Here is a 16,421-nt window from a genome sequence, read left to right on the forward strand (position 1 = left end):
TTTTGATGCCCGTCTCATGCCCGCGGCAGCCGTCACTCGGCCGGCACGCCGTCCTTCCAGTGCCTCCAGTCCTTCACGATCGCGTTCACGAGCGGCGACCCGGCGAGATACAGATTGTCGAGGGCCGGCACGAACCCGCCCTGGCTCTGGTAATCGAGCAGGTTGTCGACGTCCGAGCCGCCCGGCGGCGGCCGGTCGAAGTCCGACCCCGAGCGCAGCACGGCCACGCGCTGCGTATCGGCCAGCCCTGCCGCGGCCGCCCGCTTGATCACTTCGAACGTCGCATTGTCTTCCTGTTGCGTCGTGCAGTACACGCCCTTGCCGTCGGTCAGCAGGCGTGTCCATTCGCTGGCGCGCTCACCGAGCTTCGTGCCCGAGAACCACGTGTCGCCCGCGAGCGTATCGCACTGGATCACGGCCGGCGGCCGGTTCGCGGGCGCATCCGGATACTTCGCGCGATACGCGGCCGCTTCCTTGCTGTCGTGCAGCGTCACGTCGCGCGACAGCGCGACGGCTTTCCGGAGCAACGCCTCGTTCAACTGGAACACCTCGGTGCGATAGTCGAGCGGCGGCTTCTCGTCCCCGCGCTTCGTGTTGATGCCGAGATAGCCCGACTTCCAGCCGGCCGGGATCTCGCGCGCATCCAGTTCCCACTGGATCCCGAAGTCGACCAGGTAGCGCGCCCACGCGGCCGAGCCGAGCGTGCCCTGCGCCGGATCGATGCCGGCGATGCCGGTCACGACGAAATAGGTCTTGCGCAGGTCGAACCGGCGCGAATAGACCAGCGCCGCCATCGACGCTGCCGCGTTCGCGTGCCCCATGCCGGTCGTCAGCACGCAGACGTCGTTGCGCGTGCAACTGAGGTCCGGGTAGTCGGGCGACAGGCCCGGCACCGCGATCTTCTGCACCGGCCCGATCCGGTCGAGCCATGCCTTGCCTTCCGGCCCGAACATCGTGACGATCAGCACCTTCACCGCACGCGGCCGCGGTGCGCGTTCGCCGGCCGCGTGCGCGCCGGCCGTCATCGTCGCGGCCAGCGCGACGATTGCCGCCAGCTTCAGTACCTTTCCCTTCAACATGGTTTGCCTCGTTCGTATGAGATTCATGATCGTGTCGCGGGCACGGGCCCGTCAGAACTGGTAGCCGACGCTCGCGTAGTAGCCCCAGCCGGTCGACCGGTTCTGGAACGGCCCGTCGCCGAAATTCAGCTCGGTGCCACCCCACTGGCCGCCGTTGTGGAAATAGCGGGCCGCGGTCCAGAAACGCCAGTGCTTGAACGAATAGATCAGCACGTTGGTCGACACGAACGCCGTGTCGGTGCGCGCATTGCCGCCCGTCTCCTCGCGCAGCTTCGAACCGAAGTCGTAGTTGAAGAACCCGACGTAGGTCAGGCTGCCGCCGTGGAACGTGCCGATCGGGTAGATGTATTTCATCTGCGCGCGGTAGCCGTCCCACGTGTTCTGGTTGGCCGCACCGTAGTTCTCCCATTGCCGGCGCACGTACAGGTTCGCGGACAGCATCAGCTTCGTATGCGTGTCGATGTCGGTGCCGAAGCCCGCATACAGCGTGTTCTGCCGCCCCGCCGTGTTGTGCCCCTGGTCGTAGATCCAGTCGAACGCGACGTACCATTCCTTGAACGGTCCGAAGCCGAGATGCCGGCCAACCAGATCGTCGATCGACACGCGCGGCTCCTGCTCGCTGAACAGCGGCGAGCCCTTGTTCGTATAGCCGGAGTCGTAGCCGTTGCCGACGCCGATCGCGCGCGGCAGGTCGACATAGCCGTACAGGTCGAACGGCCCCTTGCGGCCGAAGTATTCGTATTCCAGGTACACGTCGTTGGTCGTGTGCGGCCCGAAACGGATGTCCTTCGACCCGATCACGCCGAGGCTCTGGTGAAACCACGTCGACAGATACGGCGAAGGCGCGGGTGCCGGCGGCGCATTCGGCGCGACCGCGCCGCTCTCGGCGAGCTGGGTGCCGGCCGCCGCCGCGACGGTGCCCGCCTCCTGCGCGACCGACGCGGCCGGCATGCCCGCCGACAGCGCGAGCAGGATGGCGCCCGTCCACGCCGCCGCGCGCCATTCGCTTCCTTCGCCCTTCGGCAACTTGCTCAGTTGTTCTACATACATGCGCTGGATCCCGTCTTCCGATCGTTGCTCTTGTCGATATCCCGACGACTTGCGTCGGGCCCGGATCGCCGCGGCCGGCCGCTGCCCCAGATTCGGGCGCGCCGCCTGCTTCAGGTGCGCGTGCGCGCCGAACTTGACCGGTCAGTCAGCATTCAGACCGTTCCGCGGATAAAACGGAGGGGATGAAGCACAAGCCATGCCATATATTGACCGGACGGACAGGATGCAAAGGCGACAAGGAATCCGGACGATGCCTGCGGGGGGGCCGTCCCGCCGATCGCCCGCTGTCGTCCGTCGTGAATCCGGAGGGCTGTCCGGAGCGGGGAGCCGGACGCGTTCGGGGCGCGCCGCGCAAACGGCCGCGCCCCACGTGCCACGCGCGAGTCAGCTGGCGCGCTCGACCGGATGCGGCTCGCGCAGCCGGTTCGCGATGCGCGCGGCCTCGTAGTAGCCGGCCGCGGGCGGCCGCTTCAGATAACGGCCCGCGCCGCGCACCGCACGCAGCTCGCCGTCGGCCCATGCGAGCGCGCCGCGCGTGAGCGTGTGGGTCGCGACGCCCTGCACCGTCATCCCTTCGAACACGTTGAAGTCGACCTGCTGGTGATGGGTCTTCACCGAGATCGTCTTCGTCGCGGCCGGATCCCATACGACCAGGTCGGCATCGGCGCCGACCTGCACCGCCCCCTTGCGCGGATACAGGTTGAAGATCTGCGCGGCGTTCGTCGACGTGATCCGCACGAATTCGTTCGGCGTGATGCGACCATGATTCACGCCGTGATGCCACAGCACCGACATGCGGTCCTCGACGCCGCCGCAGCCGTTCGGGATCTTCGTGAAATCCTCGCGGCCCATCGCCTTCTGCGATGCGCAGAACACGCAGTGATCGGTCGCCGTCGTATGCAGCTGCCCGGCTTGCAGCCCGCGCCACAGCGCTTCGCGATGCTCGGCCGAGCGGAACGGCGGGCTCATCACGTGCGCGGCCGCACGGGTCCAGTCCGGGTCGCGATACACCGCCTCGTCGATCACCAGGTGGCCCGGCAGCACCTCGCCGAACACGCGCAGCCCTTCGCTGCGCGCGCGCGTGATCGCATCGACCGCATCCTTCGCCGACACGTGCACGATATACACGGGCACGCCGAGCACCTGCGCGATGCGGATCGCGCGGTTCGCGGCCTCGCCTTCGACCTCGGGCGGCCGCGACAGCGGGTGCGCCTCCGGCCCCGTCATCCCGCGCGCGAGCAGCGCCTTCTGCAACTGGAACACGAGCTCGCCGTTCTCCGCGTGCACGGTCGGCAGCGCGCCGAGTTCGAGCGAACGCGAGAAGCTGTTCACCAGGACCTCGTCGTCGGCCATGATCGCGTTCTTGTACGCCATGAAGTGCTTGAAGCTCGACACGCCGTGCTCGCGCACGAGCGTGCCCATGTCGCGGTGCACCGATTCGTCCCACCACGTGACGGCCACGTGGAAGCCGTAGTCGGCGGCCGCCTTCTCGGCCCAGCCGCGCCACTCGTGGAATGCGTCCATCAACGGCTGCTTCGGGCTCGGAATCACGAAGTCGATGATGCTGGTCGTGCCGCCCGACAACCCGGCGGCCGTGCCCGAATAGAAATCGTCGCTTGCCGTCGTGCCCATGAACGGCAGTTCCATGTGCGTATGCGGATCGATGCCGCCCGGCATCACGTACTGGTCGTGCGCATCGACCACCGTCGCGCCGGCCGGCGCGTCGATCGTCTCCGCGATCTGCAGGATCGTGCCGCCGTCCTGCGGGTCGGCACACAGTACGTCCGCGCGATAGGTGCGGTCCGCATCGACCACGGTGCCGCCGCGAATCAGGATTGCCATGTCGTTGCCTCCTCGTTGACTGTCGGGTGCCGCATGCGTTCGCGCATCACGCGTTCGCGATCTGCGCGCGCTGTCCGGCGCGCCACTTCATCCAGCTGCCGTACACGCCGGACGCCAGCACGAGGCCGACGAACCACGCATACGTGTAAAGCGTGTTGAAGAACGCCGGCACGTTCGGGAACGACGCGGGGAATGCGGTATGCAGGAAGCCGGGCAGGTTCGGCAGCACGCCGACCGCGAGCGCGGCCAGCGCGGCCGGATTCCAGCCGCGCGCATAGCTGAAGTCGCCGCGCTCGTCGAACAGCGCGCGCGTCTCGAGCCGGGTGCCGCGAATCAGGAAGTAGTCGACCATCAGGATGCCCGCGACCGGCCCGAGCAGCGCCGAATAGCCGACGAGCCAGGTGAAGATGTAGCCGTCCGTCGTCGCGAGGATCTTCCACGGCATCATCACGATCGCGAGCGTCGCGGTGATCAGCCCGCCCGTACGATACGAGATCGCCTTCGGCCACAGGCTCGAGAAGTCGTAAGCGGGCCCGACCAGGTTCGCCGCGAGGTTGCAGCACATCGTGTCGAGCGTGAGGATCACGAGCGCGATGCCGACGCCGATGCCGGTCATCCGGCTCGTCAGGTCGATCGGATCCCAGATCGCGTTGCCGTAGATCACGACGGTGGCCGACGTCACGACGACCGACACCACCGACAGCAGCGCCATCGGCAGCGGCAGCCCGATCGACTGCCCGATCACCTGGTCGCGCTGCGAATGCGCGAAACGCGTGAAGTCGGGAATGTTCAGCGCGAGCGTCGCCCAGAAGCCGACCATCGCGGTCAGGCCCGGCCAGAACGTCGCCCAGAAGAGTCCGGCCTTCTTGCCGCCCGCGACGAACTGCGACGGCGCCGACAGCATCGTGCCGAAGCCGCCCGCCTGCGACGTCGCCCACCACACGAGCGCGATGCACATCACGACCTTGATCGGCGCGGACCAGCTCTCGAGCCAGCGGATCGAATCGGTGCCGTGCAGAATGAAGTACAGCTGCAGCGCCCAGAACACGAGGAAGCACGCGAGCTGCCCGAACGAGATGCCGACGAGCGGCAGCGCGGCGCCGTGCAGCGCGTTGCCGGTCAGGATGTTCAGCAGCGTGTAGATCGCGCTGCCGCCGAGCCAGGTCTGAATGCCGTACCAGCCGCACGCGACGATCGCCCGCAACAACGCGGGCAGCTTCGCGCCCTGCGTGCCGAACGACGCGCGCACGAGCACCGCGTACGGAATCCCGTGCTTCGCGCCCGCATGCCCGATCAGCAGCATCGGCACGAGCACGATCAGGTTGCCGAGCAACACGGTCAGCACCGCCTGCCACGGCGACATGCCTTCCTGGATCAGCCCGGCCGCGAGCATGTACGACGCGATGTTCATCACCATCCCGACCCACAGCGCCGCGAAGTGATACCACCGCCAGGTGCGCTGCGCCGCTGTCGTCGGCGCGAGATCGTCGTTGTACAGGCTGCCGGCCGGCGCCGCGGCGCTGTCGGGATCGGCGGGAATCGCTGCTGGTTTCATCGAACGCTGCTCCACGTAAACGTCAGCGCCGGCATCGTGCGATGCCGGCAGGACAGGACACAAGCAGCAGCGCGGGCGATACCGCGCCGCCGGCCGCCGGTCAGGCCGCCTTCGCGTGCTTCGCGGGTTCCGCCGGGCTCGCCCCCGCGTCGGCCCGCGCCGGGTTGTTCGGATGCGTGGTCCAGTTCGCGTAGTCGCCCGCGTCGACCCGCTCCATCGTGATGCATTGCTCGACCGGACACACATGCATGCAAAGATTGCACCCGACGCACTCCGCATCCACCACTTCGAAATGCCGCACGCCGTCCTTCACGGCGGTGATCGCCTGGTGCGACGTGTCCTCGCACGCGATATGGCACAGCCCGCACTGGATGCAGCGGTCCTGGTCGATGCGCGCCTTGATGTCGTACTTCAGGTTCAGGTATTTCCAGTCGGTGACGTTCGGCACCGCGCGGCCGCGCACGTCGTCGAGCGTCGCGTAGCCCTTCTCGTCCATCCAGTTCGACAGCCCGTCGGCGAGATCGGAGACGATCCGGAATCCGTAATGCATCGCGGCGGTGCACACCTGCACGCTGCCGGCGCCGAGCACCATGAACTCCGCCGCGTCGCGCCACGACGAAATCCCGCCGATGCCGGAGATCGGCAGGTTCGGCGTTTCCGGGTCGCGCGCGATCTCCGCGACCATGTTCAGCGCGATCGGCTTGACCGCCGGGCCGCAATAGCCGCCGTGCGTGCCCTTGCCGTCGACGGTCGGCATCGGCGCCATCTGGTCGAGGTCCACCGCGACGATCGAGTTGATCGTGTTGATCAGCGACACGCCGTCCGCGCCGCCCTTGTACGCGGCGCGCGATCCCATCCGGATGTCGCTGATGTTCGGCGTGAGCTTCACGAGGCACGGCAGCTTCGTGCCTTCCTTGACCCAGCGCGTGACCATCTCGACGTATTCCGGCACCTGCCCGACGGCCGCGCCCATCCCGCGCTCGCTCATCCCGTGCGGGCAGCCGAAGTTCAGCTCGACCGCATCGGCGCCCGTATCCTCGACGAGCGGCAGGATCCATTTCCAGTCGCGCTCGTTGCACGGCACCATCAGCGACACGATCAGCGCGCGGTCGGGCCAGTCGCGCTTCACCTGCGCGATCTCTCTCAGGTTCACGTCGAGCGGCCGGTCGGTGATCAGCTCGATGTTGTTCAGCCCGGCGATCCGCTGGCCGTTCCACTGCACCGCGCCGTAGCGCGAGCTCACATTGACGACGTGCGGATCGAGCCCGAGCGTCTTCCAGACGACGCCGCCCCAGCCTGCCTCGAACGCGCGGTTGACGTTGTACGCCTTGTCGGTCGGCGGCGCGGAGGCCAGCCAGAAGGGATTCGGCGAAGTGATGCCTGCGATGGTGCAGCGAAGGTCGGCCATGTTCGGCTCCGTGAAAATGGGGGCGTTTATCGTGATCCGCGTGGCACGCGCAATGCATGCAATGCGCGCGATGCCGTCGCGTATGCCGCGCTCACGCGGCCTTGGCGTCGCGCTGCGCGAGCGCCGCGTCGATCGCGGCCGCCGCGCGCTTGCCGTCCTGCACGGCCTGCACCGTCAGGTCGATGCCGTCCGTCGCCGCGCAATCGCCGCCGGCCCACACGTCGGGCAACGCCGTGCGTCCGTCCGCATCGACCGCGATGCGCGTACCGTCCGCCGTGAGCAGCGCGGTCGCAACCCCGTCCGGCACCAGCGTCTGGCCGATCGCCTTCAGCACCATGTCCGCGTCGACGGTGAAGCGCTCGCCCGACGCGGCCTCGAATTCGACGCCCGTCACGTGCCCGTCCGCGCCCGCGATGCGCACCGGCTTCGCGTGCGTGACGAGCGTGACGCCACTCTTCTGCGCGAACTCGCGCTCGGCCCAGGTCGCGCTCATCGCGTCCACGCCGCGCCGGTACACCATCGTCACGCGCGCCGCGCCGAGCTTGCGGCTCTGCACGGACGCGTCGATCGCCGTGTTGCCGCCGCCGATCACGACCACGCGCCGCCCGACCGGCACGTTCTCCAGCCGGTCCGCCTGCCGCACCTGCTCGATGAAGTCGACCGCGTTCATCACGCCGGTCAATTGCTCGCCGTCGATCGCGAGCGTGCGCACGCCGCCCAGGCCCATCGCGAGAAACACCGCGTCATGCCGCTCGCGCAGCGCGTCGAGCGTCACGTCGCGGCCGAGCGCGACACCCGTCTCCAGCGCAATGCCGCCGACCGACAGCAGCCACTCGACTTCGCGCTGCGCGAAATCGTCGACGGTCTTGTACGCGGCGATCCCGTATTCGTTCAGGCCGCCCGCCTTCGGTCGCGCGTCGAACAGCGTGACGCGATGCCCGGCCACCGCGAGCCGGTGCGCGCAGGCGAGCCCGGCCGGCCCCGCGCCGACCACCGCAACATGCCGCCCCGTATCGGGTGCACGCGTGAAGCGCACCGCGCCGCTCGCCATCGCCCAGTCGGTCGCGTGCCGCTGCAGCGCGCCGATGGCGACCGGCTGCGCATCCTGGTGATTGCGCACGCACGCGCCTTCGCACAGGATCTCGGTCGGGCATACGCGTGCGCACATCCCGCCGAGCGGATTCGCGGACAGGATGTCGGTCGCCGCGCCCTTCAGGTTGCCGTTGCCGATCTTGCGGATGAAGCTCGGGATATCGATCTGCGTCGGGCACGCCTGCACGCACGGTGCGTCGTAGCAGTAGTGGCAGCGGCTGGCGGCGGCCGCGGCGGCGGTCGGATCGAGCAGCGGCGCGATATCGGCGAATTCGCACGAGAGTTGCGTGGACGACAGGCGATGCGCGGCGATATCGCCGGTTGGCTTGGTGGTCATACGCGTTCCTTCGACTGGTGGAGACAAAGCCGTCCCCGCCGGCTGCGAATGCACAGTCGGGGCGGTCATGCATCAGGCGTGCCACGGTCAGGCGATGATCGGCCTGCCGGCTGTGCTATATCCGATCCGTCATGAAGCCGGCTCGCATGCGCGCGACAGCATCGCGTGCAGCAGCACGTTCGCGCCGGCCTCGATCCACGCAGGCGTCGCGTCCTCGATCTCGTTGTGGCTGATGCCGTCGACGCAGGGCACGAACACCATCGACGTCGGCGCGACCTGCGCCAGGTAGCACGCATCGTGTCCCGCGCCCGACACGATGTCGCGATGCGAGTAGCCGAAGCGGTCGGCCGCGCCGCGCACGGCCGCCACGCAGGCCGGATCGAACGCGACGGGCTTGTAGTAGAAAATCTGCTCGAGCGCGGTGTCGAGCCCGATCTCGCCCGCGATACGCGCGACGCCGTCGCGCAGCGCGGCGTCCATCTTCGCGAGCACGGCGTCGTCCGGATGACGGAAATCGACGGTGAAGAACACGCGGCCCGGAATCACGTTGCGCGAGTTCGGGTGAACCTGCATCATCCCGACCGTCGCGCAGCCGAACGGCGCGTGATCGAGGCCGATCCGGTTCACGAGATCGACCACGCGCGATGCGCCGAGCAGCGCGTCGCGGCGGCGCGGCATCGGCGTCGGCCCCGCGTGCGCTTCCTGGCCGGTGAACGTGATCTCGTACCAGCGCTGCCCCTGCGCGTCCGTCACGACGCCGATCGTCTTGCACTCCGCCTCGAGAATCGGCCCCTGCTCGATATGCAGCTCGAACGCCGCGTGCAGCTTGCGGCCGCCGCACGGCACGTCGCCCGCGTAGCCGATGCGCGCGAGTTCCTCGCCGATCGTCTTGCCGTCGACGTCCTTGCGCGACAGCCCGTACTCGAGCGGGAACACGCCCGCGAACACACCCGATGCAACCATCGCCGGCGCGAAACGCGAGCCTTCCTCGTTGGTCCAGATCACGACCTCGACCGGATGCTCGGTCTCGATGCCGTGATCGTTGAGACTGCGAATCACCTCGAGGCCGCCGAGCACGCCGTAGATGCCGTCGAAGCGGCCGCCCGTCGGCTGCGAATCCGCATGCGAACCGGTGACGACCGGCGCCGCGTCGGCCACGCGGCCCGCGCGGCGCATGAAGACGTTGCCCATCGTATCGACCGTCACCGTGCAGCCGGCGGCTTTCGCCCAGCCGACGATCAGGTCGCGGCCGGCCTTGTCGAGATCGGTCAGCGCGAGGCGGCTGACGCCGCCCTTCGGCGTTGCACCGATCTTCGCGACCTCCATCAGGCTGTCCCACAACCGCCTGCCGTCGACCTTGATCGACGTGTCGAATGCTGCCCGCTTCACTGTTTCCGATACCGCGTCCATTCGTATCGCTCCTGTGGGGTCGGTCATGTCGTCATCCCGGTCGATGCCGGTGCGCGCCTTGCTGCCGTCGGGGCAAATCCGCACCTGCGAGGTGCAGGTGTGCATCGTTCGCGTGATTCGTCCGATCGATCGGCGGATTGCCGGCACTGCATTCCGTCGCGCGTCAAATCCTGTCCGATTGGACAGGTTTTAGACGATCAAAATGCCCAGCGCAATGTCTTTCTTGCGTGAGCCGATGGAGCGAGAAACGTGCCACCGCATCGCAGCATCGCGCGTGCCGATGTGTGCGGGCACGTGCGTTCGATGCGAACCAGCAGCTAGAATGAAGCCCAACGCGGCATGCCCGCCGCGCGAGGGTAACGATGAGACATGACGATGCGGCCGCCGACGACACCGGCCACGACGAAACGGGCTCGCCATTGCGGCGACGCAAGGCGCACATCCGCGAGTCCAACGAAGCGCATCTGCTGGCCTGTGCGGAAGCCGTGTTCGCGGAGCGCGGGCTCGACGGCGCGAGCACCGCAATGATCGCCGAACGTGCGGGCCTGCCCAAGGCGAACCTGCATTACTACTTCCCGACGAAGCTTGCGCTGTACCGTCGTGTGCTCGACGACCTGTTCGAAGACTGGCACCGCGCGGCCGGATCGTTCGAGGCCAGCGACGATCCGGTCGAGGCGATCGGCGGCTACGTGCGCGCGAAGATGGATCTGTCGCGACGGCGCCCGCTCGGTTCGAAGGTATGGGCCAACGAGATCATCCACGGTGCCGCCCACATGCAGGACATCCTGTCGGAACGCGTGAAGCCCTGGTTCGACACGCGCGTGAAGGTGATCGAAGGCTGGATCGCGCGCGGACTGCTCGCGCCGATCGATGCGCACGCGCTGATGTATCTGATCTGGGCGACCACTCAGCACTATGCGGATTTCGATGCGCAGATCCGCGCGCTGAGCGGCAAGCGTGCGTTCACGCAAAAGGCGTTCGCCGAGAAGACCGAGCAGGTCGTGCAGCTCGTGATTCGCGCGTGCGGGGCGGTGTCGCCGAAGGCGAACGCGTAGCGCGATCGCGCGCGCCTCGAAAAGCAGAACGGGCGACGGGCACCATGCCCGCCGCCCGCATCGCGAGACGGCATCCGTGCCGTCTCGCGCGTGACGCATCAATGCATTCGCGTTACGCGACGCGCTCGATCGCGATCGCCGTCGCCTCGCCGCCGCCGATGCACAGCGACGCGACGCCGCGCTTCAGGCCATACGCTTCGAGCGCGGCCAGCAGCGTCACCATCACGCGTGCACCCGATGCACCGATCGGATGGCCGAGCGCGCACGCGCCGCCGTGCACGTTGACCTTGTCGTGCGACAGGTCGAGATCGCGCATCGCGGCCATCGCAACCACCGCGAAGGCTTCGTTGATCTCAAACAGGTCGACGTCGCGCAGGTTCCAGCCGGTTTTCTCCGACAGCTTGCGGATCGCGCCGATCGGTGCCGTCGCGAACAGGCCCGGCTTGTTCGCGTAGGTCGAATGCCCGACGATCACCGCCTTCGGCGCGAGGCCGAGCCGGTCTGCCTCCGAGCGACGCATCATCACGAGCGCGGCCGCACCGTCGGAAATCGACGACGAATTGGCCGCCGTCACCGTGCCGCCTTCGCGGAACGCCGGCTTGAGCGTCGGAATCTTGTCGAGTTTCGCGTTGCCCGGTTGCTCGTCGATCGATATGACGGCTTCCGTCTTGCCGGCCTTCACGGTCACCGGCGCGATCTCCGATACGAAGCGGCCTTCCGCGATCGCGCGTTGCGCGCGCGTCAGCGACGCGATCGCGAACGCGTCCTGTTCCTCGCGCGTGAACTGGTAGGCCTGCGCGCAATCCTCCGCGAACGTGCCCATCAGCCGGCCCTTGTCGTACGCGTCCTCGAGCCCGTCGAGGAACATGTGGTCGAGCACCTGGCCGTGACCCATGCGCATCCCCGCGCGCGCCTTCGGCAGCAGGTACGGCGCATTCGACATGCTCTCCATCCCGCCCGCGACCGCCACGTCCGCCGAGCCGGCCAGCAGCAGGTCGTGCGCGAACATCGCGGCCTTCATCCCGGAACCGCACATCTTGTTCACCGTGGTCGCGCCCGCACCCAGCGGCAAGCCGGCCTTCAGCGCGGCCTGCCGCGCCGGCGCCTGGCCCTGGCCGGCCGGCAGCACGCAGCCGAACACGATTTCATCGATGCGCTCGGACGGCACCCGCGCGCGTTCGAGCGCCGCGCGAATCGCCACCGCGCCGAGCTCGCTCGCGCTGGCCGCGGCCAGGTCGCCCTGAAAACCACCCATCGGCGTGCGCGCCGCGCCGACGATTACGATCGGATCCTGTGTCGTCATGATCATGTTCCTCCAGTATCAGCGCGGTGCCATGCGCAGCGCGCCATCGAGACGGATGACTTCGCCGTTCAGCATCGTATTCTCGGCGATGTGGCGCACCAGCGCCGCGAATTCGTCGGGGCGGCCGAGCCGCGGCGGGAACGGCACGCTCTTGCCGAGCGCGTCCTGCACGTCCTGCGGCATGCCGGCCATCATCGGCGTCGCGAAGATGCCCGGCGCGATCGTCACCACGCGAATGCCGAACCGCGCGAGTTCGCGCGCGATCGGCAGCGTCATGCCCACCACGCCGCTCTTCGATGCCGCATACGCGGCCTGCCCGATCTGTCCGTCGAACGCCGCGACCGACGCGGTGTTGACGATCACGCCGCGCTCGCCTTCCGCGTCGGCGTCCTGCTTCGACATCGCATCGGCGGCGAGCCGGATCATGTTGAACGTGCCGATCAGGTTGATCGACACCGCACGCGCGAAGCGGTCGAGCGAATGCGGACCGTCGCGGCCGACGACCTTCTCGCCCGGCGCGACGCCCGCGCAGTTCACGAGCGCATCGATGCGGCCGAACGCGTCGCGCGCGGCGGCAACGGCGGCCTGCCCGTCGGCTTCGCTCGTCACGTCGGTCTTCACGAAGCGTGCGGAGGTGCCGAATTCGTGCGCGAGGCTCGCGCCGGCGTCTTCATTGACGTCCAGCAGCACGGCCTTGCCGCCTTCGGCGACCACCATGCGCGCCACCGCGGCGCCGAGGCCCGAACCGGCGCCCGTAATCAGAAAAACGCGATCCTTGATGTTCATTCGCAGTCCGTAGTCAGTATTCGATGGTCAGGATTGAGCGACCTTCTCGGCTTCCATCTTGCGCAGCACGAAGCGCTGGATCTTGCCGCTCGGGGTTTTCGGCAGCGTGTCGACGAAGTCGATCGCGCGCGGATACGCGTGGGCCGACAGCCGCCGCTTCACGTGCTGGCTCAGTTCGTCGGCCAGCGCCGGCGTGCCTTCATGGCCCGTCGACAGCACGACGAACGCCTTGACGATCTCCGTGCGCTCCGGGTCCGGCACGCCGATCACCGCGGCCTCGCTGACGGCCGGATGCTCGATCAGCGCGCTTTCCACGTCGAACGGGCCGATCCGGTAGCCGGACGACGTGATCACGTCGTCCGCGCGGCCGATGAAGCTCACCGTGCCGTCCGGCTCGAGCTCGACGTTGTCGCCGGTCCGGTAGTAGCCGCCCGCGATCGCCGGCGTGTCCTGCTGCCAGTAGCCGGAGAACCACAGCAGCGGCGAGCGCGCGATGTCGATCGCGAGATTGCCGGGCTCGCCGGGGCCGAGTTCGCGGCTCGCTTCGTCGAGCACCGCGACACGATAGCCGGGCATCGCGAAACCGGCCGAACCGGCATGGACGACGTGCGCGAGCCCGTGATGATTGTTCACGACCATGCCGAGTTCGGTCTGGCCGTAGTGGTCATGGATCGGCGCGCCGAGCGCCGCGTCGAACCAGCGCACGACTTCCGGATTCAGCGGTTCGCCCGCGCTGCTGACGACCCGCAGCTGCCCTTTCAGGCGCGCCGCCGCATCGGTGCCGGCCGCCATCAGCATCCGGTACGCGGTCGGCGAACCGGCGAGGCTCGTGATGCCGAGGCGCTCGATCACGTCGTAGGTGCTGTCGACCGTGAAGCCGCCTTCGTACAGCGTCGTCGCATGGCCGAGCAGCAGCGGGCCCGTGATCGCGTAGTAGAGGCCGTAGGCCCAGCCCGGATCGGCGATGTTCCAGAAACGGTCGCCGTCGCGCAGGTCCACCGCGTCGCGCATGTATGCGCCGAACGCGAGCAGCGCGCGCAGCGGCACCGGCACGCCCTTCGGCAAGCCCGTCGTGCCCGACGTCGACATCATCATGAACAGGTCGGTGCCCTTGCGCGGCACCGGTTCGAATACCTCGGACCGTGCGTCGAGCGCCGCACGGAAATCGATGTCGCGCGCCGGCAGCGCGTCGCCGGCCTCGCGCACCGTCGCGACTCGCGGGCAATCCACGATCTCGTCGAGCTTCGCGCGATTCGCGATGTTGGTGACGACCAGCCGAGCATCGCTCATGCGCAGCCGGTGCTCGATCGCCTTCGGTCCGAACGCGGTGAAGAGCGGCTGATAGACGGCACCCGCGCGCCATGTGCCGAGGATCGTCGCGACGAGTTCGGGCGTGCGCGGCAACAGGCCGGCGACCACGTCGCCCGGCTTCACGCCCTGCTCGACCAGCAGGTTCGCGACACGCGCCGACAGCGCCTGCATCTGCGCGAACGTGAAGCTGCGGTGCCGGCCGCCGACGTCGATCCAGTCGAGCGCGATCGCGTCCGGATCCGCCGCCGCATGCCGGTCGCAGCATTCGACGCAGGCGTTCAGGCCCTGCTCCAGATCGCCGTGCAGATGGGCGGCGGCGGTCTCGATACGGAAGCCGGCCACGGCGTCGACGTAGGCCGGCACCACCCGGGCGGTTGCTCCATCACGCATGCGTGTCTCCTGTTCGTTATGACCGCCGGCGAACCGGGGGTATATCGATGATGGTAGACAGCCGTCACATTGCAATCAATGACAAACAGAATCTAGAATCGTGATCGCTTTTGCCATGTCTGGAGGACATGAAAAAATGGGGCCGCAGATGATCTCGCCGGATTTCGTCGAGGATGCGCTCGAGAGCCTGCGCCGGCAACGGATTCCGGCCGAGCCCGTGCTGCGCGCCGCCGGCTTGCCGGCCGCCGTGTGCGAGCCCGTCACGCCGCAACAGTACGGCCGGCTGTGGCTCGCGATCGCCGGCGCGATCGACGACGAATTCTTCGGGCTCGCAGCCCGCCCGATGCGGCGCGGCAGCTTCACGCTGCTGTGCCATGCCGTGCTGCATGCGGGCACGCTCGAAAAGGCACTGAGACGAGCGCTGCAGTTCCTGCGCGTGGTGCTCGACGAACCGCACGGCGAACTCGTGGTCGCCGACGGCCAGGCGCAGATCGTCCTCACGCAGGCCGGCGCCCCCTATTCAGCGTTCGCTTACCGGACGTTCTGGCTGATCCTGCTCGGCGTGGCCTGCTGGCTGATTGGCCGGCGCATTCCGCTGCAGCGGATCGATTTCGCATGCCCGAGCCCCGACCAGCGCGGCGACTACCACCAGTTCTTCGGCGTACCCGTGCATTTCGACCGCCCCGACAGCCGGCTCGCGTTCAACGCCGCGTACCTCACGCTGCCGACGATCCGCTCCGCGCAGGCGCTGAAGACCTTCCTGCGCGGCGCGCCCGGCAACCTGCTGGTCCGCTACCGGCACGACACCGGCTGGGTCGCGAAGACGCGTGCGCACCTGAAGGCGTTGCCGGCCGCCGAGTGGCCGGATTTCGACACGCTGGCCGTGCGCCTCGGCACGACGTCCGCGACGCTGCGGCGACGCTTGCGCAGCGAAGGACAGAGCTTCGCGTCGATCAAGGACGAGTTGCGCGGCGCGCTGGCCCAGTCGCTGCTGCGCGGCCACGCGCTCAGCGTCGCGGAAATCGCGGCGGAGCTCGGATTTACCGAGCCCAGCGCGTTTCATCGCGCATTCCGGAAATGGACAGGCACGAGCCCGGGGGCGTTTCGGCGCGACGTCAATGCGGCGCAACCGGAACATTGAGCGACCGTTTGCCCCGAAGCCTGCGCGGTGTGTTGACTGTCGGCTTTCGGGTGCTTCCGGCTCAGGCAATGACGCGGCGCGGAACCGGCCGTACCGGATCCCTGCGCAACGTTGCGCGTCGCCCTGCGCGACCACATACTGACCGGTCCGTACGAACAAGGTCGCTTCGATGCTGACCGTCGCTCAGGGTGCCGCTTCAGTGCTGGGTGTCGTCGGATCTGCCGTGTCCCTGCTGGCAGCGATTCCGTACGCGCGCGCGATCTACCGGCGCACCGTTCGTCATGTGTGGATCCTGATTCTTCGAACTGATTGCGAGGGCCCGATATGGATACAGTTCGTGCAGTCATCGAACCGTACGAAGCCTCACTTCGAGCGGCGATGCTCGCCAGCGACGTCGACGCACTCGACGCGTTGCTGGATGACGACCTGATCTTCACCGTACCGAGCGGACGGGTCATTTCGAAGCATGACGATTTGTCCGCTCATCGAGCGAAACTGCTGCGTCTCGACACACTCGATATCCGGGAGATGCAGGCACGGGCGATCGGCGAGATGATCCTCACTACGACGAAGGTGATGCTTGCCGGTTGTTTCGACGGCGCCGTATTCAACGGCACGTTCGCCTATACCACTACTGCCGCGCACCGACATGCCGGCGCCCC

General features: G+C 67.9%; 13 protein-coding genes. 3 read left to right on the top strand and 10 right to left on the bottom strand.

All coding sequences use genetic code 11. The features are described from left to right. Window positions 1–32: 32 nt before the first annotated feature. The 7 genes from U5771_RS32435 to U5771_RS32465 all read right to left on the bottom strand — a co-directional run bounded on the left by U5771_RS32435 (window position 33) and on the right by U5771_RS32465 (window position 9,773). Window positions 33–1,079: a purine nucleoside permease gene (locus U5771_RS32435; RefSeq protein WP_322027716.1), complete on the bottom strand. Its 1,047-nt coding sequence runs from the start codon at window positions 1,077–1,079 to the stop codon at window positions 33–35. A 51-nt stretch (window positions 1,080–1,130) separates the two neighbouring features. Then, window positions 1,131–2,129, bottom strand: coding sequence for a nucleoside-specific channel-forming protein Tsx (locus U5771_RS32440; RefSeq protein WP_322027717.1), 999 nt, complete (start codon window positions 2,127–2,129; stop codon window positions 1,131–1,133). A gap of 384 nt (window positions 2,130–2,513) precedes the next feature. Beyond that, the gene (gene hydA / locus U5771_RS32445) at window positions 2,514–3,971 is read right to left on the bottom strand and encodes a dihydropyrimidinase (RefSeq protein WP_322027718.1); all 1,458 of its coding nucleotides are present in this window, start codon (window positions 3,969–3,971) and stop codon (window positions 2,514–2,516) included. Between the two features lie 46 nt (window positions 3,972–4,017). Further along, window positions 4,018–5,526 carry an NCS1 family nucleobase:cation symporter-1 gene (locus tag U5771_RS32450; protein ID WP_322027719.1) on the bottom strand — a complete coding sequence of 503 codons (1,509 nt, stop codon included), beginning with the start codon at window positions 5,524–5,526 and terminating at the stop codon, window positions 4,018–4,020. 100 nt (window positions 5,527–5,626) lie between these two features. Then, window positions 5,627–6,934, bottom strand: a complete 1,308-nt coding sequence (gene preA, locus U5771_RS32455) for an NAD-dependent dihydropyrimidine dehydrogenase subunit PreA (RefSeq protein ID WP_322027720.1) — start codon at window positions 6,932–6,934, stop codon at window positions 5,627–5,629. A 91-nt stretch (window positions 6,935–7,025) separates the two neighbouring features. Beyond that, window positions 7,026–8,363, bottom strand: coding sequence for an NAD(P)-dependent oxidoreductase (locus U5771_RS32460; protein WP_322027721.1), 1,338 nt, complete (start codon window positions 8,361–8,363; stop codon window positions 7,026–7,028). A gap of 129 nt (window positions 8,364–8,492) precedes the next feature. Next, window positions 8,493–9,773, bottom strand: coding sequence for a Zn-dependent hydrolase (locus U5771_RS32465; RefSeq protein WP_322027722.1), 1,281 nt, complete (start codon window positions 9,771–9,773; stop codon window positions 8,493–8,495). Window positions 9,774–10,135: 362 nt separating this feature from the next. On the opposite strand from U5771_RS32465, the gene U5771_RS32470 reads away from it, so the two are divergent. Beyond that, the gene (locus U5771_RS32470; protein WP_322027723.1) at window positions 10,136–10,828 is read left to right on the top strand and encodes a TetR/AcrR family transcriptional regulator; all 693 of its coding nucleotides are present in this window, start codon (window positions 10,136–10,138) and stop codon (window positions 10,826–10,828) included. Between the two features lie 112 nt (window positions 10,829–10,940). Here U5771_RS32470 and U5771_RS32475 read toward each other — a convergent pair whose 3' ends face one another. From U5771_RS32475 to U5771_RS32485, 3 genes are read right to left on the bottom strand one after another with little or no spacing between them, the layout of a single operon-like run. Then, window positions 10,941–12,131: an acetyl-CoA C-acetyltransferase gene (locus U5771_RS32475; protein ID WP_322027724.1), complete on the bottom strand. Its 1,191-nt coding sequence runs from the start codon at window positions 12,129–12,131 to the stop codon at window positions 10,941–10,943. Between the two features lie 18 nt (window positions 12,132–12,149). Further along, on the bottom strand, window positions 12,150–12,917 hold the full coding sequence (locus tag U5771_RS32480) for a 3-hydroxyacyl-CoA dehydrogenase (protein WP_322027725.1): 768 nt from the start codon (window positions 12,915–12,917) through the stop codon (window positions 12,150–12,152). Between the two features lie 27 nt (window positions 12,918–12,944). After that, the gene (locus U5771_RS32485; protein WP_322027726.1) at window positions 12,945–14,618 is read right to left on the bottom strand and encodes an acyl-CoA synthetase; all 1,674 of its coding nucleotides are present in this window, start codon (window positions 14,616–14,618) and stop codon (window positions 12,945–12,947) included. Window positions 14,619–14,754: 136 nt separating this feature from the next. On the opposite strand from U5771_RS32485, the gene U5771_RS32490 reads away from it, so the two are divergent. Then, window positions 14,755–15,759 (top strand): AraC family transcriptional regulator, encoded by a 1,005-nt coding sequence (locus U5771_RS32490; protein ID WP_322027727.1) that lies wholly within the window; start codon window positions 14,755–14,757, stop codon window positions 15,757–15,759. A 324-nt stretch (window positions 15,760–16,083) separates the two neighbouring features. Then, on the top strand, window positions 16,084–16,421 hold a 338-nt coding region (locus U5771_RS32495), incomplete at its 3' end, for a nuclear transport factor 2 family protein (RefSeq protein WP_322027728.1).

It is taken from the genome of Burkholderia sp. BCC1977 (genome assembly GCF_905339595.1).
GTDB lineage: Bacteria > Pseudomonadota > Gammaproteobacteria > Burkholderiales > Burkholderiaceae > Burkholderia.

Coding starts and splice junctions, on each gene's coding strand:
- U5771_RS32435 (WP_322027716.1), bottom strand. CDS start 1,079: ATGTTGAAGGGAAAGGTACTGAAGCTGGCGGCAATCGTCGCGCTGGCC.
- U5771_RS32440 (WP_322027717.1), bottom strand. CDS start 2,129: ATGTATGTAGAACAACTGAGCAAGTTGCCGAAGGGCGAAGGAAGCGAA.
- hydA (WP_322027718.1), bottom strand. CDS start 3,971: ATGGCAATCCTGATTCGCGGCGGCACCGTGGTCGATGCGGACCGCACC.
- U5771_RS32450 (WP_322027719.1), bottom strand. CDS start 5,526: ATGAAACCAGCAGCGATTCCCGCCGATCCCGACAGCGCCGCGGCGCCG.
- preA (WP_322027720.1), bottom strand. CDS start 6,934: ATGGCCGACCTTCGCTGCACCATCGCAGGCATCACTTCGCCGAATCCC.
- U5771_RS32460 (WP_322027721.1), bottom strand. CDS start 8,363: ATGACCACCAAGCCAACCGGCGATATCGCCGCGCATCGCCTGTCGTCC.
- U5771_RS32465 (WP_322027722.1), bottom strand. CDS start 9,773: ATGGACGCGGTATCGGAAACAGTGAAGCGGGCAGCATTCGACACGTCG.
- U5771_RS32470 (WP_322027723.1), top strand. CDS start 10,136: ATGAGACATGACGATGCGGCCGCCGACGACACCGGCCACGACGAAACG.
- U5771_RS32475 (WP_322027724.1), bottom strand. CDS start 12,131: ATGACGACACAGGATCCGATCGTAATCGTCGGCGCGGCGCGCACGCCG.
- U5771_RS32480 (WP_322027725.1), bottom strand. CDS start 12,917: ATGAACATCAAGGATCGCGTTTTTCTGATTACGGGCGCCGGTTCGGGC.
- U5771_RS32485 (WP_322027726.1), bottom strand. CDS start 14,618: ATGCGTGATGGAGCAACCGCCCGGGTGGTGCCGGCCTACGTCGACGCC.
- U5771_RS32490 (WP_322027727.1), top strand. CDS start 14,755: ATGGGGCCGCAGATGATCTCGCCGGATTTCGTCGAGGATGCGCTCGAG.